Origin of the sequence: Mucilaginibacter sp. P25 (assembly GCF_050859465.1) — a bacterium.
Taxonomy (GTDB): domain Bacteria; phylum Bacteroidota; class Bacteroidia; order Sphingobacteriales; family Sphingobacteriaceae; genus Mucilaginibacter; species Mucilaginibacter gossypii.
In genome coordinates, this window is sequence record NZ_CP193937.1 from 994,456 (window position 1) to 1,015,443 (window position 20,988).

14 protein-coding genes and 4 pseudogenes are annotated in these 20,988 nt (G+C 43.2%); 9 read left to right on the forward strand and 9 right to left on the reverse strand.

All coding sequences use genetic code 11. The features are described 5' to 3' along the window. Positions 1–8: 8 nt before the first annotated feature. From ACRQ5D_RS05290 to ACRQ5D_RS05315, 6 genes and pseudogenes are all read left to right on the forward strand, one after another. Positions 9–2,746, forward strand: a pseudogene (locus ACRQ5D_RS05290) (DNA gyrase/topoisomerase IV subunit A). A gap of 173 nt (positions 2,747–2,919) precedes the next feature. After that, complete coding sequence (locus ACRQ5D_RS05295) at positions 2,920–3,681, forward strand: hypothetical protein (protein WP_091171660.1); 762 nt, start codon at positions 2,920–2,922, stop codon at positions 3,679–3,681. 420 nt (positions 3,682–4,101) lie between these two features. Then, positions 4,102–4,377, forward strand: coding sequence for a co-chaperone GroES (gene groES / locus ACRQ5D_RS05300; protein WP_090530466.1), 276 nt, complete (start codon positions 4,102–4,104; stop codon positions 4,375–4,377). 149 nt (positions 4,378–4,526) lie between these two features. Then, a pseudogene (gene groL / locus ACRQ5D_RS05305) lies at positions 4,527–6,157 on the forward strand (chaperonin GroEL). A 366-nt stretch (positions 6,158–6,523) separates the two neighbouring features. Beyond that, entirely contained in the window at positions 6,524–7,315 is a 792-nt protein-coding gene (locus ACRQ5D_RS05310; protein WP_091171656.1) for a mechanosensitive ion channel family protein, read from the forward strand. A gap of 284 nt (positions 7,316–7,599) precedes the next feature. Then, positions 7,600–9,117, forward strand: coding sequence for an NADP-dependent glyceraldehyde-3-phosphate dehydrogenase (locus ACRQ5D_RS05315; protein WP_431199190.1), 1,518 nt, complete (start codon positions 7,600–7,602; stop codon positions 9,115–9,117). A 214-nt stretch (positions 9,118–9,331) separates the two neighbouring features. Here the strand turns inward: ACRQ5D_RS05315 and ACRQ5D_RS05320 are convergent, their stop codons facing one another. Together ACRQ5D_RS05320 and ACRQ5D_RS05325 are read right to left on the reverse strand one after the other, a co-directional pair. Continuing rightward, positions 9,332–11,386 carry a M13 family metallopeptidase gene (locus tag ACRQ5D_RS05320; RefSeq protein WP_091171653.1) on the reverse strand — a complete coding sequence of 685 codons (2,055 nt, stop codon included), beginning with the start codon at positions 11,384–11,386 and terminating at the stop codon, positions 9,332–9,334. Positions 11,387–11,474: 88 nt separating this feature from the next. Then, positions 11,475–11,714, reverse strand: coding sequence for a helix-turn-helix domain-containing protein (locus tag ACRQ5D_RS05325; RefSeq protein ID WP_091171651.1), 240 nt, complete (start codon positions 11,712–11,714; stop codon positions 11,475–11,477). Between the two features lie 408 nt (positions 11,715–12,122). On the opposite strand from ACRQ5D_RS05325, the pseudogene ACRQ5D_RS05330 reads away from it, so the two are divergent. From ACRQ5D_RS05330 to ACRQ5D_RS05340, 3 genes and pseudogenes are all read left to right on the forward strand, one after another. Further along, positions 12,123–13,261: pseudogene (locus ACRQ5D_RS05330) on the forward strand (acyl-CoA dehydrogenase). Positions 13,262–13,318: 57 nt separating this feature from the next. Continuing rightward, positions 13,319–14,206, forward strand: coding sequence for a peroxiredoxin family protein (locus ACRQ5D_RS05335; protein WP_431199192.1), 888 nt, complete (start codon positions 13,319–13,321; stop codon positions 14,204–14,206). Then, positions 14,199–14,525, forward strand: a complete 327-nt coding sequence (locus ACRQ5D_RS05340; protein ID WP_431199193.1) for a peroxiredoxin family protein — start codon at positions 14,199–14,201, stop codon at positions 14,523–14,525. The genes ACRQ5D_RS05335 and ACRQ5D_RS05340 overlap by 8 nt, the downstream gene beginning before the upstream one ends. A gap of 154 nt (positions 14,526–14,679) precedes the next feature. Here ACRQ5D_RS05340 and ACRQ5D_RS05345 read toward each other — a convergent pair whose 3' ends face one another. The 7 genes and pseudogenes from ACRQ5D_RS05345 to ACRQ5D_RS05375 form a co-directional block, all read right to left on the reverse strand. Then, the gene (locus ACRQ5D_RS05345) at positions 14,680–15,357 is read right to left on the reverse strand and encodes an ATP-binding cassette domain-containing protein (protein WP_431200954.1); all 678 of its coding nucleotides are present in this window, start codon (positions 15,355–15,357) and stop codon (positions 14,680–14,682) included. Positions 15,358–15,397: 40 nt separating this feature from the next. Continuing rightward, a complete protein-coding gene (locus ACRQ5D_RS05350; RefSeq protein WP_091171645.1) occupies positions 15,398–16,873 on the reverse strand; it encodes a DUF5687 family protein in 1,476 nt (491 codons plus the stop codon). 192 nt (positions 16,874–17,065) lie between these two features. Then, entirely contained in the window at positions 17,066–18,346 is a 1,281-nt protein-coding gene (locus ACRQ5D_RS05355; RefSeq protein WP_091171643.1) for a replication-associated recombination protein A, read from the reverse strand. Between the two features lie 290 nt (positions 18,347–18,636). Continuing rightward, a complete protein-coding gene (locus ACRQ5D_RS05360; protein ID WP_091171641.1) occupies positions 18,637–18,981 on the reverse strand; it encodes a four-helix bundle copper-binding protein in 345 nt (114 codons plus the stop codon). A gap of 156 nt (positions 18,982–19,137) precedes the next feature. Beyond that, positions 19,138–19,662 (reverse strand): annotated as a pseudogene (locus ACRQ5D_RS05365) (DUF6515 family protein); the annotation flags it as partial. Then, positions 19,662–20,255, reverse strand: coding sequence for a hypothetical protein (locus ACRQ5D_RS05370; RefSeq protein ID WP_432328521.1), 594 nt, complete (start codon positions 20,253–20,255; stop codon positions 19,662–19,664). The pseudogene ACRQ5D_RS05365 and the gene ACRQ5D_RS05370, both read right to left, overlap by 1 nt. 150 nt (positions 20,256–20,405) lie before the next feature. Continuing rightward, positions 20,406–20,978: a hypothetical protein gene (locus tag ACRQ5D_RS05375; protein ID WP_091171637.1), complete on the reverse strand. Its 573-nt coding sequence runs from the start codon at positions 20,976–20,978 to the stop codon at positions 20,406–20,408. Positions 20,979–20,988 lie beyond the last annotated feature (10 nt).

Genomic DNA, 20,988 nt, shown 5'->3' on the forward strand with positions numbered 1-20,988 from the left:
ATTGAATAATGAGTGAAGATCTGCATCAAAACGATACACCAAACCCTAATGAAGAAAAACTCCACACCGTTGCCTCACTCGATGGGTTATATGAAAATTGGTTTCTTGATTATGCATCCTATGTAATTCTCGACCGGGCTGTTCCCCATATCAACGATGGTTTAAAACCCGTACAACGCCGCATCCTGCATTCGTTGAAGGAAATGGACGACGGGCGTTTTAACAAAGCCGCCAATGTTATAGGTAACACCATGAAATATCACCCTCATGGTGATGCTTCTATTGGTGACGCGATGGTGCAGATTGGTCAGAAAAACCTGTTGATTGATTGCCAGGGAAACTGGGGCGACCCGGTAACCGGCGACTCGGCAGCGGCACCCCGTTATATTGAAGCGCGCTTATCAAAATTTGCGCTTGATGTTGTTTTTAACCCGGATACCACCGTTTGGCAGGCCAGCTATGACGGCCGTAACAAAGAGCCTATTACTCTGCCGGTAAAGTTCCCCTTGCTGCTTGCACAGGGAGCCGAAGGTATTGCGGTAGGTTTGGCTACCAAAATCTTACCTCATAACTTTATTGAGTTAATTGATGCTTCCATAGCCGTATTAAAAGGTGAACGCCCTAACCTCATGCCTGATTTTCCGACAGGGGCATGGCTGATGCTTCACTATATAATGAAGGTCAGCGTGGAGGTAAAGTGAGGGTAAGGGCTAAAATTGTTGAGCGCGATAAAAAAACGCTTGCCATTACCGAAATACCATTTACTACTACTACCGGCAGTTTAATTGACAGCGTGATCTCGGCCAACGATAAAGGTAAGATCAAGATCAAAAAAATTGAGGATAATACCGCCAGGGATGTAGAGATCATTATTCACTTGGCTCCGGGCATCTCGCCCGATGTAACCATCGACGCTCTTTATGCCTTTACCGATTGCGAGGTATCCATATCACCAAACACCTGCGTAATACAGGATGATAAGCCGCGCTTCATGAGCGTGAACGATATGCTTACCGAAAGCACATTCTTCACCAAAGACCTGCTAAAACAGGAGTTGGAGATCAGGCTGAAGGATTTAATGGAGAAGATCTTCTTCAGTTCATTACTTAAGATCTTTATCCAGGAAGGGATGTATAAAAATCCTGAGTACGAAAACTCGGGCAATTTTGAAGTGGTATTGGAAGTATTGAACCGCTTGTTTGAGCCTTTCTTTCCGCAGTTTTACCGCACCATACAGCCCGAAGATTATAAAAAGCTGATAGATAAACCTATGAGCAGCATCACCCGCTTTGATGTTAAAAAAGCGGATGAGCAAATGAAGGCGCTCGAAAATGAGATAAAACAGGTAAAACATCACCTAAAACACCTTACCGAGTATACCATTGCCTGGTTCGAAAAACTGAAGGATAAATATGGTAAGGACAGAGAGCGCAAAACCGAACTGCGCACCTTTGATAAGGTTGAAGCTGCACAGGTAGCATTGGCTAATATCAAACTATATGTTAACAGGGCCGACGGCTTTATTGGATCTGGCCTGAAGAAAGATGACTCGGTTGAATACGTTGGCGATTGTTCAGACATTGACGAGATCATTGTTTTTAGGGGCGATGGCCGCTGTATGATTACCAAAGTGCAGGACAAGGTTTTTGTGGGTAAGGACATCATTCACGTTGCCGTATTTAAAAAGAATGACGAACGCACCGTTTATAATATGATATATAAAGACGGCGAGAGTGGCATCAGTTATATCAAACGATTCTCGGTAGTGGGTGTAACCCGCGATAAGGAATACGACCTTACCAAAGGCACCAAAGGCTCAAAAGTATTGTACTTTACCGCCAACCCTAACGGCGAGGCCGAAGTGGTGAACGTACAGCTTAAACCTCACTCCAAACTTAAAAAACTACAGTTTGATGAGGATTTCGCATCTATAGCTATCAAAGGCCGCGGTTCGATGGGTAATATCATTACCAAATACCCGGTTAAAAAAATCATACTGAAAAGCAAGGGTGTGTCAACGCTGGCCGGACGTAAGATCTGGTATGATGATATCCTGAAGCGCCTGAACGCAGATGGCCGCGGCAAATACCTGGGCGAATTTGATGGTGACGACCGCATTCTCACCGTGCTCAGCAATGGCGTTTATGAATTAAGCAGCTTTGATCTTAACAACCACTTTGATGATAAGATGATCCTTATCGAAAAGTATGAGCCGCAGGCAGTGTTCTCGATAGTACACATTGAAGGCAAATCCAAAAACTATCTTGTTAAGCGTTTCTCTTTTGAAAACATAGCCGTTGGTAAGCAGATAAGCCTGATCAGTGAAGAAGCCGGATCAAAAATGGTGTTGATCGGTCACACCGCGCCGGTAATCAGCATGACACACTTGAAAGGCAAAGATCAAACACCTGAAACCCTCGAACTGAATTTAGCAGATGTTATTGATGTAAAAGGAATGAAAGCCATGGGCAACCGCCTTTCACAACATCCGGTAAAATCAGTTGAGCTGATAAGTGATGGCATTAACCAGGCAACGGAAACTGCCGAAACCGACATTAACGAAGAAGCTACTCTTGCATCAACAGATACAAATGAAGATGAGCCTGTAGTTTCTCAGGAAGACGGGCCGGCAACACCAGCCGATCAATCTGAAGAGTCGCCAAAGCCACCTAAAAAGATCGATTTTGAGATCACTAACCCCGACGATATCGACATGGACGATCAGGGACAATTAGGGCTATTTTAACGCAAAGCCACCGGTAACAATAGCCGGTGGCTTTTTTATTTACCTGCCGATTAATCCCGTTTATCCAATACTCAAACAATTAGCAAAAAAATCATTTTACAGCTATACCCCCTTGTTTACAGCTGTATTTTAGTTATTTTTGAATATTACTAAATCTTATATCATAAACAGGCATGTACTTCGGCGGTGGCAATTATTATTATATTATATTGATATTAGAGGCATTTTGTATCATTCACAGCCTGCGGCGCGGCACCCAGCAAAAATGGCTTTGGATCCTGATAGTAATACCCGTATTTGGCTGCTTGTATTATATATACAGCGAAATACTATCCAACCGAGGTATCCGTGCACCTAAACTAAATGTTGAAGCGGTAATAAACCCCGGGGCCAAAATTAAACGCCTTGAAGATGAAGTAAGGTTTACCGATACTTTTGCCAACCGTGTTAAACTGGCAGATGCCTATCTGGACGCCGGGCTTACCGATAAAGCACTCGAAATATATCAAAACAGTCTCACCGGTGCCTTTGCCGAAAACGAGCACGTAATGGCGCAGCTAATTGTAGCTTATTTTGAAAAAGGCCAGTATAACGAGGTGATTCCTATTGCTAAAAAACTTTATAAGCTACCACAATTTGCCCGCTCAAAAGCGCACATCCTGTATGCCAAATCGCTTGAGCTTACTTACCAGGAAGAGTTGGCCGAAAATGAATTTAAACTGATGAAAGGGCGTTACTCCTATTTTGAGCCCCGCTATGAATACGGCATGTTCCTTACCCGTGCCGGCCGCGATGACGATGCCTGGCAAATTTTCACGGATATGCTCAACGAGCAATCGCAGTTAAGCCCTGTTGAGCGAAAAAGCAATAAAGTATGGTTTGCAAAAGCTAAGGATGAAGTAAAGAAGTTATCAGCGGTGAGGAAAACGGCGTAAGACTCGTTCAGATACAACATTCTTTCTTAATCGCTCCCGACCAATAAAAACTGATTGTCATTTCGACGAACAAGTGAGGGAATACGCGTGGGAGTGAGGAGAAATCTTATACGCCTTGTATAAATCATACATTATCGCTCTGCAAAGCCTAAAAGATTTCTCTTTCGCCCTACCGCGCACTCCTCCCCCTGCTCTATCGAAATGACATTTTTTTAAGCATCATCCCCCTACCGTCATCCCTAAGTCATACTGACAACCTGACACCATCGGGTTAAAAAATTGTTAAGCCGCAAAACGCAAATAACCTTTTGCTGACATTAAAACAGTTTAGCCTGTCAATACTTGCCATAATACCCGCTTGGCATAATTGATGTTGCATATTGGGCTGAAAAACTTAAATAAAAATAAACAGTTATAACTATGTCATTAAACATTAAACCGATCGGCGATAGGGTTGTAGTGGAAGCTGCAGCAGCCGAAGAGAAAACCGCTTCAGGTATCTTCATTCCTGATACTGCCAAAGAAAAACCTCAACGTGGAACCATCGTTGCTGTTGGACAGGGAAAAGTTGATGAGCCTTTAACCGTACAAGTTGGTGACCAGGTTTTATATGGTAAATATGCAGGTACTGAAATTACCTATGAAGGTAAAGAGTACTTAATTATGCGTGAATCAGACATATACGCAGTTCTTTAACCAATTAGTGAATTAGTGAGTTATTGAATTAGTGAATTTATTCCTGTTCAAACCGCTGGTTTAAAATCAAAGAAATTAAAAAAATAGATTATTGAAAGCGAAATCAAATCACTCATTCGCTAATTCAATAATTCAATAATTAAAACATCATGGCAAAACAAGTTAAATACAATGTTGAAGCACGCGACGCCCTGAAACGCGGTGTTGATATCCTTGCTAACGCAGTAAAAGTAACCTTAGGTCCTAAAGGCCGTAACGTAATCATCGACAAAAAATTTGGCTCACCAGCCATCACTAAAGACGGTGTTACTGTTGCTAAAGAAATTGAATTAAAAGACGCCCTTGAAAACATGGGTGCTCAAATGGTTAAAGAAGTAGCTTCAAAAACTGCCGATATTGCAGGTGATGGTACTACTACTGCTACTGTTTTAGCTCAGGCTATTGTAACTGCAGGTATTAAAAACGTGGCTGCCGGTGCAAACCCAATGGATTTGAAACGCGGTATCGATAAAGCGGTTGCAGCAGTTGTTGAAAACCTGAAAACCCAGTCGCAAACTGTTGGTGAAGACAATAACAAAATCAAACAAGTCGCTTCTATTTCTGCAAATAACGACGAGGTTATCGGTTCGTTAATTGCTGAAGCAATGGAAAAAGTTGGTAAAGACGGTGTTATCACTGTTGAAGAAGCAAAAGGTACTGAAACTGAAGTTAAAACTGTAGAAGGTATGCAGTTTGACCGTGGTTACCTTTCTCCTTACTTCGTAACCAATGCTGATAAAATGGAAGCTGAACTGGAAAATCCTTACATCCTGATCTATGATAAAAAGATCTCTTCGATGAAGGAATTGCTTCCTATCCTTGAAAAACAAGTACAAACCGGCAAACCATTATTGATCATTGCTGAAGATCTTGACGGTGAAGCTTTAGCTACTTTGGTAGTTAACAAAATCCGTGGTTCACTGAAAGTTGCTGCTGTTAAAGCTCCAGGTTTCGGCGACCGTCGTAAAGCTATGTTAGAGGATATCGCTATCCTTACCGGTGGTACTTTGATCTCTGAAGAAAGAGGTTACAAATTAGAAAACGCTGATCTTAGCTACTTAGGTACTGCTGAGAAAATCGTTATCGACAAAGATAATACTACTATCATCAATGGTGCTGGTTCTGCAGAAGAGATCAAAGGCCGCGTAAGCCAGATCAAATCACAAATTGAATCAACAACTTCTGACTACGACCGCGAAAAATTACAAGAGCGCTTAGCCAAATTATCTGGCGGTGTTGCTGTACTTTACGTAGGTGCTGCTACCGAAGTTGAAATGAAAGAGAAAAAGACCGTGTTGACGATGCTTTACACGCTACACGTGCCGCTGTTGAAGAAGGTATCGTAGCTGGTGGTGGTGTTGCCTTCATCCGTGCTGTTGCTTCTTTAGCTGACCTTAAAGGCGATAACGAAGACGAAAACACTGGTATCCAGATCATCCGTCGCGCTATCGAAGAGCCTTTACGTCAGATCTGCGAAAACGCTGGTATCGAAGGTTCAATCGTTGTGCAAAAAGTAAAAGAAGGCACTGCCGACTTTGGTTACAATGCACGTACCGATAAATACGAAAACCTGATTGCTGCCGGTGTTATCGACCCAACTAAAGTAGGTCGCGTAGCTTTAGAGAACGCTGCTTCAATCGCTTCAATGTTATTAACAACTGAAGTTGTATTGGCTGATGATCCTGAAGATGCTCCAGCTGGCCCACCAATGGGTGGCGGTGGCATGGGCGGCATGATGTAAGAGCCCCCAAGCCCCCTGAAGGGGTGTATAGAAACTTATATACTTTCAAAACCCTGTATGCAAAAGCATACAGGGTTTTGTGCTTTAAAAGAGGCCGTTATAGTCATCCTAAGGTAATTCAACGGTCATTTATTAATCATTTGATTAATTTCCAAATCCTCTGGGCGTAGTAATACGTAATTTTGCATAACAAATCTGATACAGCACTAATCAGGCACAGGATTTGAATAATGCAGGTCATGAAACGTCTATCTCAAAAAACAAAACAAATACAAAGCACCCTGGTTGAGTGGGTGTTGTTTAAGGGCCCCGAGCTCTTCGTTTCCCTGTACAGTTAATAGATAATTATTAACTTTGCGCCCAGTTATGAAACTGGACGAATTTTACATTGAGTTCCACCATTGGCTTATTAACCGCGGCCCTAATTATGTAGGTGGACTAATCATATTTTTTATTGGGTTATGGTTTATTAAGTTTTTGCGTGCAAGGCTGCGCATGCGTATGATGAAACGCGGCATCCATTCGTCACTGCAGCCATTTTTCTTAAGCCTAACCATTACAGCTTTATATGTTTTACTCATTATTTGGGTAATGAACATCATAGGGCTTGAAATGAGCATTTTCACTACCATTATCGGCGCATTTTCGGTAGCAGCCGGTTTGGCGCTGTCGGGCACATTTCAAAACTTTGCAGGTGGTGTGCTGATCTTGTTATTAAAACCTTTTGAGATAGATGACAGCATTGTTGCGCAAGGGCAGGATGGCAAGGTGGTATCTATACAGATGTTTTATACCGTACTTATTACTGCAGATAACAAAACCGTCATTATCCCTAACGGAAAGCTGTTTAATGAAGTTATTGTAAACATAACGCGCGAAGGCCGCCGCCGTCTTGATTTTGAATTGCGGGTGGGCTATAACAATGATATAGAAAAGGCGAAGGCCATCATGACAGGCGTAGTAAATGCCAATAAAGATATCCTTCATGACCCGGCCGCGCGCGTGGGTGTTATTAGCCTGGATAACGATTGTGTAAGGTTTACCATTAATGTTTGGGTTGATCCTGCCGATTTCCTCAATGCTAAAATAAACCTTCAGGAACAAATGCTTAAAGAGCTTGCCGCAGGTGGCGTTAATTTCCCTAAACCAGGATTTTGATAAGAAGCAGGAAACCGGGAATCAAAGGCCCTTCAAAAGGATAATTCTTTCACGAAGGCGGATCGGATCATCAATAATGCCTTCGGTTATTAAAAATCAGTAAACATTATAACACATAAAGCTTGCTTGTTAAAGCAGGCTTTTTTTATCTTAGGGAAATCAAACCCTTGAAAAAATATGAGTTTTAAAACCCAGCTCAGTTCAATTTTTATTGATGAAAATAATATCCCCCCGAATTTCAGATTGAAGAAGTACACCAGCGCGAATATCTGAGCGGTGGCGAAATGAAACCATGGAACGGCGAAGTAAGTGAAGTTTACTCACCTGTTGGTTTTTGGGCAGAGGACGGTACTTTTACCCGGAAGCTGATAGGCACCTACCCGGTTTGCACCGAAAAAGAAGCTTTTGAAGCCCTGGATGCCGCGCTTGAAGCCTATGACAATGGCCGCGGCGAATGGCCCACCATGAGCATTGCCGACCGTATTAAATGTATGGAGCGCTTTATTTACAAAATGAGCGAACAACGTACGCTGGTGGTAAAACTGCTGATGTGGGAAATAGGTAAATCATACGCTGATTCGGCTAAAGAATTTGACCGTACTATTGAATACATCAATGCCACCATCGACGCGTTAAAAGATATTGACCGTCAGTCGTCACGCTTTGAAATGGCCGAGGGGCTGGTGGCCCAGATCCGTCGTTCGCCCCTGGGGGTAGTGCTTTGCATGGGGCCGTTTAATTACCCGTTAAACGAAACTTTCACTACGCTGATCCCCGCGCTGATTATGGGGAACACCATTTTATTTAAACCGCCTAAACACGGCACACTATTGCATTACCCATTGCTAAAAGCTTTCCAGGAATCATTCCCTAAAGGAGTGGTGAACACCATTTATGGCAGGGGCGCAGTGGTAACACCCGGGCTGATGTCATCGGGCAAGGTGAATGTGCTGGCTTTCATTGGCTCAAGCAAAGTAGCAAATGATTTGAAAAAGCGTCACCCTAAAATTAATCGCTTAAGAGCTGTTTTAAGTCTGGACGCCAAGAACGCAGCCATAGTCACCAAACATGCCGACCTGCAGCAGGCTGTGAGCGAGTGCATTTTAGGCTCGCTGTCATTTAACGGCCAGCGTTGTACTGCTATTAAAGTGATATTTGTACATAAAGCCGTTGCTGATGAGTTTTTAAAACTATTGAGCGAGGCCGTTGCCAAACTTAAGTTCGGACTGCCCTGGGAAAAGGACGTAAAACTTACCCCGCTCCCCGAACCTCATAAACCAGCTTACCTTACCGATATTGTAAATGACGCTTTAGCCAACGGCGCAAAAGTGATTAACGAAAACGGCGGTGAAACATCGGCTTCGTTCTTTTTCCCGGCCATAGTTTACCCGGTTAATGAAAACATGAAACTGTACCGCGAAGAGCAATTTGGACCGGTGATCCCAGTAATTCCGTTTGAAGATATTGAGGAGCCTATCGCTTACCAGATAGATTCGCCACATGGTATGCAGGTGAGTATTTTCAGTAATGATGCCAGGGAAATTTCGTCACTGATCGATCCCTTTGTGAATTTAGTAAGCCGCGTAAACATTAACAGTCAGTGCCAGCGCGGTCCGGATGTATTTCCGTTCACCGGGCGCAAGGACAGCGCCGAGGGTACACTTTCGGTACATGATGCGTTAAGGTCGTTCTCAATCCGTTCATTAGTTACCACTAAAATGACCGAAACCAACAAAAACATCATCAACGAAATTGTGAATGACAATGATTCCAATTTCCTGAGCACGAAGTTTATATTGTAGGGAACCGTTAGGACGTCATGAGGAGTAGCCCCAGGACAATCCTAAAACTACAATACATATTACGAATGACAATTAACAACTTACAGTCATGCAACTATGATACACGAAGCAATCCCGATTTACAGTCGCCCTGTATGGTTTGGATTTGCTTCGTGTCTGTTTTAAACGTTATCATTGTGATCATGTAACGGCCAGTTACATCATTACCGCTACGCTACCATATCTTCACTCGTTTATCCGGGTCTATCCACATCTTATCACCTTTCTTAATATGAAAGGCTTCGTAAAATTCAGGCACATCGGTAAACGGCCCGTTAACACGCATAAAACCGGGCGCATGCTCATTGGTTAAGATCTGGCTCGAAAGTGATTCTTTCCTGTCCTGCGTAAGCCAGCCTAATGAGTATCCTAAAAAATAGCGCTGTAATGGTGTTAACCCGTTAATGAGTTTACCCTCTTTATATTGCTGTGTTTTTTTGAACGCGTCAAGACCTATTACAATGCCGCCAAGGTCAGCAATGTTCTCACCCTGAGTGGCTTTGCCATTTACATGCAAACCATAAATGCTGTAACCATTAAACTGGTCGATAAGCATTTTGGCACGTTGACTAAATTTTACCGAATCCTGCGGTTTCCACCAGGCTTTAAGGTTTCCGGCAGCATCAAACTGGCGGCCCTGGTCATCAAAACCGTGGGTCATTTCGTGGCCAATAGTTGAGGCAGCAGCATAGCCGTAAATGACGGCATCATCAATATTTTCATCCTTGTAGCCGGGAATGGTAAAAATGCCGGCAGGCAATACAATCTCGTTGTTTGACGGGTTATAGTAAGCATTATAGGTTTGAGGCGTTATATCCCATTCAGTACGGTCGACAGGTTTGCCTAATTTAGCTGCACTGAAATTATGCCACCATTCGTTTGCCCGTAATACGTTGAGGGCGTAAGGGCCCCGGTTAATTTCCAAAGTTGAAAAATCCTTCCATTTATCCGGATAACCAACTTTAGGGACAACTTTTGATAATTTGTAGTAAGCTTTCTCCTTGGTTTCGGGGCTCATCCAATCCAGCTTTTCAATATGCTCTTTAAAGCTGGTGCGCATTTCTTCAACCAGTTTTACATAGCGTTCTTTTGTCTTTTCGGGGAAATATTCTTTTACGAAGATTTGCCCTAATACCTCGCCCATCAAACCGTTTTCAGTATCCAGCACCCTTTTCCAGCGTGGGAGTTGGGCCGTACTGCCATAAATCACCTTATCATAAAACCGAAACACCTCCTGATCAAACGGTTTGCTCAGGTATGGCCCAAAAGCAGTGACCAGGCTCTTGCGCAGGTAATTCTTCCAGTCATCTATAGTAAAAGTTTTTAGTGCTTTATTAAGCGCCCTGTAATACTCAGGCTGTCCTACAATTACGGTATCCGCATTTTTGTAGTCCATCTTTTCAAAAGTGGGTTTCCAGTCAATATCCGGGGCCAGCTTGCTCAGCGCGGCAAGTGGCATTTTGTTATAGTTATGATAAGGATCGCGCAGGTCCTCCAGTTTCCGGCTGCTATCAGCCAGGAAAGTTTCCAGCGAATAAGTTTTCTTAGCGGCTGCAGTTGCCCTATCAGCAGGCAGGCCTGCCAGTTTAAATATGGCGGGCAGGTAATTATTTTGATAGTCGGTACGGATGGCTACGCTATGCGCATCTTTATTAAAGTAGTAATCGCGGTTAGGCATACCAATGCCCGATTGGTATAAACCCAAAGCCATCTTTGCACTGTTCTTAGCATCCTGCCCAACATAAGCGCCGATAGGCTGTGTAACGCCAATCCTTTGTAAGTGTGCAAACTCCTCAACCAGGCTTTTGATATCCGTTATCCGGTCAATTTTATCCAGTTCATCTTTCAGTGGTGCAAGCCCCTGTTTTTCGATGTTAACGGTATCCATCCCGCTGAAATAAAAATCACCTATTTTTTGGGTGTTGCTGCCTTTAGGAGCATTAGCCTTAAGCGCATCCTTGTTGATCTTTTTCATCTTGTCTCGCAGTTCTTCCTGCACAACATTGCCGATGCCCCAGGCAGCGTACGCCGCCGGAATAGGATTTTTGCGGAGCCAGGTTCCGTTGGCATATTTAAAGAAGTCATCGCCCGGTTTTACGGTGGTATCCATATTATGGATCACTGGGTCGCCGGCTTCGTAAGCTTTTGTTTTGTCGGTTTGGCTACAGGCACTAAGTAAGGTGCCAAGCGCGGCGGCAACTATGGATAAGGATTGGGTTTTTCTGTTCATTTTTTAGGCGTGTGTATGAATTAAAATACAACAACTGTATGGTAAAATAGAATTTAGGACAGCTTATTTTTTAAAATATGATAATTTATTATATCTCCTGGAAAAAACCTGCTAAGGAAACGTTAAAATAATAACAAATTTTACGAAGTGTTTCCAACCTGATATCAATAATACCTGATTCGAGCCGAGCAATATTTATGTGCGTTTCGTTAAAAAACTTCTCCTGCGTAACCTGATTTTGTTTGCGTAAGGTTTTTATCTGCAAGGCAACTTTGCGTTTAAATGCGTTATTAGTGTTGTTAAGGTATTCAAAATCAGTTAAAAGCATGACTGGATCGGCTAATATGATACTTTGTATTTTTTGTGCAAGCTAAATATAAAATAACACCATTACATTTTATATGCAGATATTATTCTTTTATAAAAATGGGCGACTAACGTTTAAACATGAAATATTAATGCCACAATTTTATAATTATGGCAAAGGATTTGTATATAGATATTCGCCCTGTATCATCTGTGAAAAAATAAAAGATTTAGTAACATCTACCTGTGAAAAATTAAATTGAATTCTCAGACGCCCAAGTTGAGATTTTTTGTTCTTTGTTTTGGGTTTAATCAATAGTTTAAATTAATTAGGGGAAAGGGAGCTTCAAAAAAAGCTCTCTTTTTTTGTTTATAAAAATTACTATGCATGCATAGTAATTTTTATATATTTATGCTTTTAATTATACCAATGTATTTTGAACTGACCGAAGAACAAAAAATGATTCGCCAGGCTGCGCGTGATTTTGCGCAAACAGAATTAAAGCCAGGTGTTATTGAACGCGATGAACAGCAAAAATTCCCTGCCGCACAGGTTAAGAAACTTGGTGAACTGGGTTTCCTGGGCATGATGGTATCTCCGCAATATGGCGGCGCTGGCATGGATGCCATATCATATGTGCTGGTGATGGAGGAACTTTCAAAGATTGACGCATCCACGTCAGTAGTTGTTTCTGTGAATAATTCGCTGGTATGCTATGGATTGGAGAAATATGGCAGCGAAGAACAAAAGCAAAAATATCTGGCACCGCTGGCCAAAGGTGAATGCATTGGCGCTTTCTGTCTTTCGGAGCCAGAGGCCGGCTCTGATGCTACGTCACAAAGCACTACAGCCATTGATATGGGCGATCATTACCTGCTTAATGGTACTAAGAACTGGATCACCAGCGGGGGCAGCGCATCTACCTATATTGTAATAGCACAAACCAATGCCGAAAAAAGCACCATGGTATTAACGCTTTTATTGTGGAAAAAGGAACGCCCGGCTTTACTGTCGGCCCTAAAGAGAACAAGATGGGCATCCGCGGCTCGGATACCCACTCGCTGATGTTTGCCGACGTTAAAGTGCCTAAAGAGAACCGCATTGGCGAAGACGGTTTTGGGTTTAAGTTTGCCATGAACGTACTGGATGGCGGCCGTATAGGTATTGCTTCGCAGGCTTTAGGTATTGCTTCAGGTGCTTACGAACTTGCAGTGCAATACGCTAAGGAGCGCAAAACTTTTGGTAAACCGCTGGCTGATCACCAGGCTATCCAATTTAAGCTGGCCGATATGGCTACTGAAATTGAGGCAGCACGTTTGATGTGCCTTAAAGCGGCATGGTTTAAAGATCATGGAAAACCCTATGCCCAGGCATCATCAATGGCAAAACTTTATGCATCTGAAGTAGCTATGCGCACCACCACCGAAGCGGTACAGATCCATGGCGGGTACGGTTACGTGAAAGAGTATCACGTTGAACGCCTGATGCGGGATGCCAAAATAACCCAGATTTATGAAGGAACATCTGAAATTCAAAGAATTGTCATTTCGCGCGGATTGTTGAAATAACGGCGCTGTTTTTATACCTTTGAAAGTATATAGATTAAGTAGACTATATATTTAAGTATGACTTTCAAAAATATTATAGCCGGTATTTGCGGATTACTATTTCTGCAAACCGGCTTTGCTCAAACCAAACTAAAAACAGGTGTGTGGCGCGGTGCGCTTAAAACTAAATCAGGCACCGAAATCCCTTTTAATTTCGAGTTCAGCAATAGCGGGAGCAAACAACAATTAGCTATCATTAACGGTGCCGAGCATTTTAAAGTAACAGATGTTGCTACCAAAGGCGATTCTGTTTTTATCCATATGCCGCTGTTCAATTCAGAATTTAAGCTGAAACTTAACGGAGATAGCCTTAACGGCAACTGGGTAAGGCACCTGGCCGATAATGATCTTCTTGTTCCGTTCAGCGCCCGACCTAACACTTCATGGCGCTTTTTTAAGAATACCGAAAACCCGGCATTTAATATCGGAGGCCGCTGGTCGGCGGTGTTTGGTGAGGGCGAGGGCCGCGATACCACCGTTGGCGAGTTTAAGCAGGAGGGCAATAAACTTACAGGCACTTTCTTAACCACCACCGGTGATTACCGTTATTTAGAAGGCTCGGTAAGTGGTAATAAACTTTACCTCTCTACTTTCGACGGTGGTCATGCCTATACTTTTACTGCTACCATTAGCGATGATAAGACCTTAACCGACGGTAAATTTTTCGCCGGCTATTCATCTGTGCAGGCATGGACTGCTGTAAAGGATGAAAACGCCAAACTTCCCGATGCATATTCACTCACTTCATTAAAACCGGGGTATAAAAAAATAACTTTCAGCTTTAAGGACCTTGATGGCAAAACTATCTCGCTTGATGATGCCAGGTTCAGAAACAAAGTGGTAATTGTACAGATATTGGGCTCATGGTGCCCTAACTGTATGGACGAGAACTGCTTATATGGTTAACTACTATAACAAATATCACAATAAAGGTGTTGAAGTAATTGGTCTGGCTTATGAACGCACCACCGATTTTGAAAAATCAAAGAAAGCGCTGCAGCAGGTAAAAGACAGGTTTAAAGTACCTTATCCATTGTTGGTGACCGGCTATACCAGCGATAAAAAACAAACCGCCCAAAGCCTGCCTATGTTATCAAAAGTGGTTGGCTTCCCTACCACCATCATTATTGATAAAAACGGCGACGTACAAAAGATCCATACAGGTTTTAGCGGCCCCGGTACGGGGAGCATTATACCGAGTTTATCAACGAGTTTGAGAAATTGACGGATGAGCTAATCCAGGCCCCACCCGCCCCCTAAAGCGAGTGCTTGTATGCACACGCGCTTGTCAAAAGAAGATTTTAAACAAAAAACGCATTGCTGCCGGCAATGCGTTTTTTGTTTATGCTTAAAAAGGGAGCTTGAAGGTAGTCACCCTTTTAACGGGCGGAAGGGGCGACCTCAACGCCAAAATACGCTTCCAACTCATTTAACGTTGATGAGCTGGTTGCAATATCTTTAATGATCACACCTTTTTCCATCAGCAGGATGCGGTCGCACACATCAGTGATGTGGTTAAGATCATGGCTGGATACTATGGTAGTTACACCCTTATTCCTGTTCAGATCTTTCAGCAGGTTTTTAAGCCTGAACTGGGTACTTGGGTCAATATTGGCAAAGGGCTCGTCCAGCATGAGCAATTGAGGTTCCTGCAACAGGCAGGCCGCTACACCAACTTTGCATTGGTTACCTTTTGACAGGTCGCGAATGTACTTCCCTTTCTTCAGTATCTCGCCATTAAAAAAATCGGTCAGGCTAACTAACACCTCATCAACATATGTGCGGTTATGACCATGCAGCCCTCCTATAAAATAAAAATATTCTTCGGGTGTAAGGTAGTCTATCAGGAAACCTTCATCAAGATAAGCAGCGGTGTAATCTTTCCACTTCTCATGACCGGCTACAATTTCTCCGTTTGAAAGGATTTCGCCACTTTCGGCGCGAATGAGGTCGAGCACCATCCGGAACAACGTAGTTTTGCCTGCGCCGTTATTACCTACAAGGCCTACGCTTTCGCCTTTGTTAATTTGCAGGGCGGGTACATCTACAACGGTAATCCCGTTATAAACTTTTTCAAATTTCTTACTTCAATCATGGTTATTTGTTTCTGAAGCCTTCGGCAACGGTATAACGTTTTTGTATAAAATCCTCCTCAAGTTTTTTAACCCAAAAATCGCGGGTTAAAATAAATATGATCCCGGTACCGGCCAGCATGGCCAGGCCGATGTCCGCGTGTTTGAACAGTGAGAAGGGAAGATAAATAATATACGGCGTAATCATCAAGGGAAACGAAATAAGCATTTGCGTTGCCCCCACCCCTTCCCAATTAAACGACGCGCCTTTTGACAGATCTATCCGTTTGGCATTGCGGTTAGCAAAAAACAGTACAATGGTGGTGTTGATACCAATGTTCCACAGGTACATTACAAAATGTACCAAAACAATGCGCCAGCCAAAATAAGCATAAGGCGTAGTCAATATAAAAGCCACGGTTGATACCATGGTAAACAGCAGGTATTTTGCCTTTAAAAAATCGCGGAAATTGATCTTGCTTACCAACAGGCCATCAAAATGAGCGCCTTGCCAGCTATACATGAACTGCCCGTAACTGATAATAAAAATACCAGTCATGAACATGCCCACAAAAATGTACCAGGTTTGTCCGTAATGGCTGTTGGTATAAAATATGAGCCCGTAAAACATAAAGAACAGCCCCATAACCAATGTCGATCGTGGCCGCTTATTACGGAATATCAGTTTCAGCTCGTTTGCGGCAAGGTCGCCTACTTTACCAAACCTGTTTAACAGCGGAAACTCCGTACTGCTTTTATAAGCCGATGCCTTGCGCGAACTCAGCTCTTCGAGATACAGGTTTTGCTTTAAATAGGCAAAATTTATGTAATACATGGCTGCTGCAAGCACAACAGGCGGCAATACCAACACCGGTTTATTGAGCAAATGGCCAAAATACAGATAGGAAATATTGCGTACCGAATAGAGGTGAAACCTGAAATCACCGGTAATAATAAGGATGAGAGCCGCTGCGAAAACCAGGAAGACCCATCCGTTAAGATTGGCCCTGCGTTTAATAAACAAGGCCATGTAGTTATTGAAAAGCATGAAACCGATAATAGCCAATATAAAAGCGAGCGCAGGCAAAGCACCCGAATCGGTAAGGATCACTTTTAAAATAAAAGGTACAAAAAGTATAATGGGCCACAGGTTAAACACCGAAAGCATGGCCGTAAAGGCCAGATAGCCGACCACCCTATTCCTTTTTATAGGTAAATGAAGATATGGTTGCACCCGTAACGTTGGCAGCTCCTGCAATTGCATGCGCATCATCAGGTCAAATAAAAAATAAAGCAGGATGATACCGCAAAAAGAAACCACTATGTCATCATGCGGAAAAACCTGGCCCAAAATTTCATTCAAAAACAAACCGGCAAGCAAAATACATCCAAAAAGATAAAGGATAAGTAAGCCCATCACCACACGGATAGCAATACTTTTACCTGTGTTTTTTGACCGCCAGAAAGCTTTAAGTTCGTGCCCGAGAAAGGTAGTGATCATAAGTATAGACAGTTAAAGGTTAAGGTATAGGTTTTATAAAGCTAAAAGCAAAATGCATAAAGCCCAAAGCTATAATTTGTTCTATATAAAAGCGACAGGCACGATGCGTAAAGCCTAAAGCTATAAATTAATTAATATTGGTCAATTTGTTATATGATATTAATTAACAGGCTCAATAAAACGAAGCTTAAGTTAGTATTTATACCTGTCGCCCCAAAGTTTTCTTAACTTTTCTTTTGATTCGTTTTCACGCGCGTTGTTACCGGGGTCGTAAATTTTTGTTCCGCGGATAGCATCCGGCAGAAAATCAAGATCGGTAAAATTACCTTCGTAGCTATGGGCGTATTTGTAATCCTTGCCGTAGCCTATGTTTTTCATGAATTTGGTTGGTGCGTTACGTAAGTGCAGCGGCACCGGTAAATCGCCGGTTTGGCGCACCAATGCTATGGCCGCACCAATAGCTGTTGTAGCCGAATTACTTTTAGCCGATGTTGCCAGGTAAATAGCCGTCTGCGATAATATCAGTTGCGATTCAGGCATACCAATCTTATTAACCGCCTCAAAACAACTTTGTGCAAGCAGCAAGGCATTGGGGTTAGCGTTGCCAATATCTTCGGATGCCAGGATCAGCATACGGCGGGCAATAAACAAAGGGTCTTCACCGCCTACGATCATTCTCGCCAGCCAGTAAACTGCACCGTTGGGGTCAGAGCCCCGCATGGATTTGATAAAAGCTGAAATGATATCGTAATGCTGCTCACCGGTTTTATCGTACAACGCCATGTTTTGTTGTACATGTTCCAATACAACCTCATCGGTTAATATTATCTCCGGCGTGTCAAAAGCATTTATCAACAGCTCAAAAATATTGAGCAGCTTGCGGGCATCGCCTCCCGAAAGGCGCAGCAAAGCTTCGTAATCTTTTATGGTGATGCTTTTATCCTTTAAGATTACGTCTTCCTTCATAGCCTTGTTCAGCAGGTCGATCAGATCGGTTTCGGATAGCGGCTGTAAAATATACACCTGGCAACGCGACAGCAAAGCCGAGATCACTTCGAAAGATGGGTTTTCAGTCGTTGCGCCTATTAACGTAACAATGCCCCGCTCTACAGCGCCTAACAATGAATCTTGCTGCGATTTGGAAAAGCGGTGGATCTCATCGATAAATAATATCGGTAGCACCTCGCCTTGTTTCTTTAACAACGACGCTTTTTCTATCACCTCCCTTACGTCTTTTACGCCCGAGTTAATAGCACTCAAAGCAAAAAACGGACGAAACAATGACTGCGAAATAATATAAGCCAAAGTGGTTTTACCCACTCCCGGCGGTCCCCAAAATATCATCGACGGCAATGAACCCGACTCGATAGCTTTACGCAGCACTGCTCCCGGCCCAACAAGGTGTTTTTGCCCAACATAATCATCAAGCGATTTGGGGCGCATACGTTCGGCTAATGGCGGGAGGTTATTCATAAAAGTAAAATTCAGAAAAGAAAACGCCAAATCCTAAAAAAATTAGTAATTTATAAGATTGGTGTTTGTTCAAACGAAGGGGTGACAATTATTCAGGAAGGCCTGTACTTCTGAATTTTAGAATCGGTGCGCTATGAAGGGGAAATAGCAATCGGTTGAAGACTTACAAAGTTTTTGCAACTTCGTAAGTCTGGGCCTACAACATGTTATCCGTCGACGGGCTGACCGAGAGGCCTTCCTTTTGTCATCACTCCTTCAAAAAGCCACCGCATTTAATCACTCAACATACCTCAATCCTGTGTAATAGGTTCATGATGTGCGTGGCAGGCCTCAGCACAATCGATACAGGCTTTGGCACATTCCTGGCAATGGTCGTGCTGATGTTTACCGCACTCAGCGGCGCAAAGGCGACAGATCTCCTCGCATAAAACCAGGTATTGGTGGGCAATAACTGAATCTCTTTGCAATAAGCGGGCTCCCTGGACACATATGTCAGCGCAGTCCCGGTCAAGACTAATGCAGTTGGCCATCATTTTAACATCCTCTTCGTGCAGGCATGCAGTAGCACAATGTTCGCAAGCTAAAGCGCAATCCAATAATTTTTGAATTATAACGCGGTGATCATGATTTTGCATAATGGTAGATTTTAATTATTACTTAATATACTACCCTTTGCAATTAAAAAAAGTTTGAATTAATTTGAATTATTCGGTTCAGATTCTGTAAGAATCAAAAAAGGCCGCTTCCAAAATGGAAGCGGCCCTAATATATATATATTGAATTTTTATTAATTACTGTTGGTTAGGGTTTTGATCGCTGTCGTTATTTTCAGGATCATCAGATGGGGTGCCTACAATTTTGTAAGCTTTATTGCCGTCGTCCTGAGTTTCCTGGTAGTAATAACCATCAGGGGATACAAACAGCTTTTCACCGTTGATCTTGATCTTGCGGCAATCCGGTGGCAATTGAGTTACAATGTCACCAATTTGCGGGCCCTGGTCAACACTGCTGCCATCGCCGTTGCCCTGATCGGTAGTTAATTGGCCATCTTTACCTGCAATCACGTAAACAGTTGAGCCGTCATCTTTGGTGTATGGCTGGTAGTAAACACCATTTAACTCGTAGTACTGTTCGCCATTGATCATGATAGATTCGGCACCTGAAGGCAGGGTTTTAATCTCGGCCCCTATCGGCGGTTCAACAACGGTATACTGGTCATTGTATTGACGGTAGTACAAACCATCGCTGTAAAAATATTGGTAATCGCCCCACCAGAAAGGATAGTAACCATATGGCAAGAAACCTATGCTAAAACCTAACCGCGGATAATAGAATGAATTATAGTAGTTACGGTATGGATAATAGTAGTGGCTGCCAAAATACCCCCGCGGCCACCGTAATGGTAAGTACCAGGATAAACCCTGCGACCACCGTATGCGTATGAACCGCCTCTGTAATAAGTGCCTCGACCGCCATTATAAACGCGCCTGTCTACAGTAGTATAGCTGCGGTTACCATTGTATACGGTACGGCCGGTGCTACCATAGCTACGCTGGGGTGCTACGGATGTGCCATTTGGCCTTATTGCGTAATCACGACCACCATAACTGCGTTGTTGAGGAGCGCCTATGCTACCACGAGAGTCAGTTCCATAGCTCCGTTGCGGAGCCGCGATAGCGCCGCGTGTGCTACCATTAAATGAAGTTGAGGGGCGGGAAAAACTACCACCAGAAGGACGGGAAAAACTACCGCCTCCGCCACCACCGCCTGACGGTCTTGAACCGCCGCCTCCTCCGCCACCGCCGCCGCGAGAACCGCCGCCACGTTGTGCATCAGCATTGAATGCCAGGGATAAGCTCAATAAGCCCCCTAATGCAATTGTTAATAGATTTTTATATGTCCTTTTCATGATGAAAGATTTTTTAACAGATCAGCATGGTATTTTTTGCTGATATAAATATATAGACTATTAAATGTTTAAACGGTTTAACGCGTTTTTAATTATTTTTCACTCAAAAAGCGAACCAATACCATCCATACGTACCGGCTATTGTTTTCGCTACGCTATATCCTCGGCAATGAACAAAAAAGGTTGCTCAAACTGCAGGGTAAAAAAACCATCATGGGTGGTTTTATACCTGTTATTGCCTGTAGTTTCAAGCCCGCTTATTTGTAAGCCCGACGGATGCGAAAGTACTTCAATGAACTCACCTGCGGGTTTCCACTTACTAAAGCCCGAATTAACCGGGTAGATCTTTTGCCGTTCCCTAAAAATCACCAGGTTTATTTTATCAGCATAAAACAAAAAATCTTTCAGGTCCAGCACATCGGTAATTACATTGACCGCCTGGTAATTATGCGTTACCAAGTATTTTAAAGCTGCGCCTGCCGCATTGTCACCTCCCGAAGGCATCACCTTCACGTCCGACTGCAAATCACCCGAATCACCATCACTTATTATCCAGTCGATTTTAATCCCTGATGCATCCAGCTTTTCGGCGGTACCGGTAGAGCAGATCACGGTCGGGCTCCACTCCAGCAACTGCCCCAGCATTTCCTCATCAAAAGTATCCATGCTTAAAACTAATAAAGCTGGTTCCTGTTTTTCGCGAACTATATGATGTGATGACATTGCTAATGTA

What these genes read in the sequence shown, in the direction of transcription:
- ACRQ5D_RS05325 (WP_091171651.1), bottom strand. Translation starts at nt 11,714, where the DNA reads ATGCTTTTAACTGATTTTGAATACCTTAACAACACTAATAACGCATTT.
- groES (WP_090530466.1), top strand. Translation starts at nt 4,102, where the DNA reads ATGTCATTAAACATTAAACCGATCGGCGATAGGGTTGTAGTGGAAGCT.
- ACRQ5D_RS05310 (WP_091171656.1), top strand. Translation starts at nt 6,524, where the DNA reads ATGAAACTGGACGAATTTTACATTGAGTTCCACCATTGGCTTATTAAC.
- ACRQ5D_RS05335 (WP_431199192.1), top strand. Translation starts at nt 13,319, where the DNA reads ATGACTTTCAAAAATATTATAGCCGGTATTTGCGGATTACTATTTCTG.
- ACRQ5D_RS05360 (WP_091171641.1), bottom strand. Translation starts at nt 18,981, where the DNA reads ATGCAAAATCATGATCACCGCGTTATAATTCAAAAATTATTGGATTGC.
- ACRQ5D_RS05295 (WP_091171660.1), top strand. Translation starts at nt 2,920, where the DNA reads ATGTACTTCGGCGGTGGCAATTATTATTATATTATATTGATATTAGAG.
- ACRQ5D_RS05355 (WP_091171643.1), bottom strand. Translation starts at nt 18,346, where the DNA reads ATGAATAACCTCCCGCCATTAGCCGAACGTATGCGCCCCAAATCGCTT.
- ACRQ5D_RS05315 (WP_431199190.1), top strand. Translation starts at nt 7,600, where the DNA reads ATGAAACCATGGAACGGCGAAGTAAGTGAAGTTTACTCACCTGTTGGT.
- ACRQ5D_RS05350 (WP_091171645.1), bottom strand. Translation starts at nt 16,873, where the DNA reads ATGATCACTACCTTTCTCGGGCACGAACTTAAAGCTTTCTGGCGGTCA.
- ACRQ5D_RS05370 (WP_432328521.1), bottom strand. Translation starts at nt 20,255, where the DNA reads ATGAAAAGGACATATAAAAATCTATTAACAATTGCATTAGGGGGCTTA.
- ACRQ5D_RS05340 (WP_431199193.1), top strand. Translation starts at nt 14,199, where the DNA reads ATGGTTAACTACTATAACAAATATCACAATAAAGGTGTTGAAGTAATT.
- ACRQ5D_RS05320 (WP_091171653.1), bottom strand. Translation starts at nt 11,386, where the DNA reads ATGAACAGAAAAACCCAATCCTTATCCATAGTTGCCGCCGCGCTTGGC.
- ACRQ5D_RS05375 (WP_091171637.1), bottom strand. Translation starts at nt 20,978, where the DNA reads ATGTCATCACATCATATAGTTCGCGAAAAACAGGAACCAGCTTTATTA.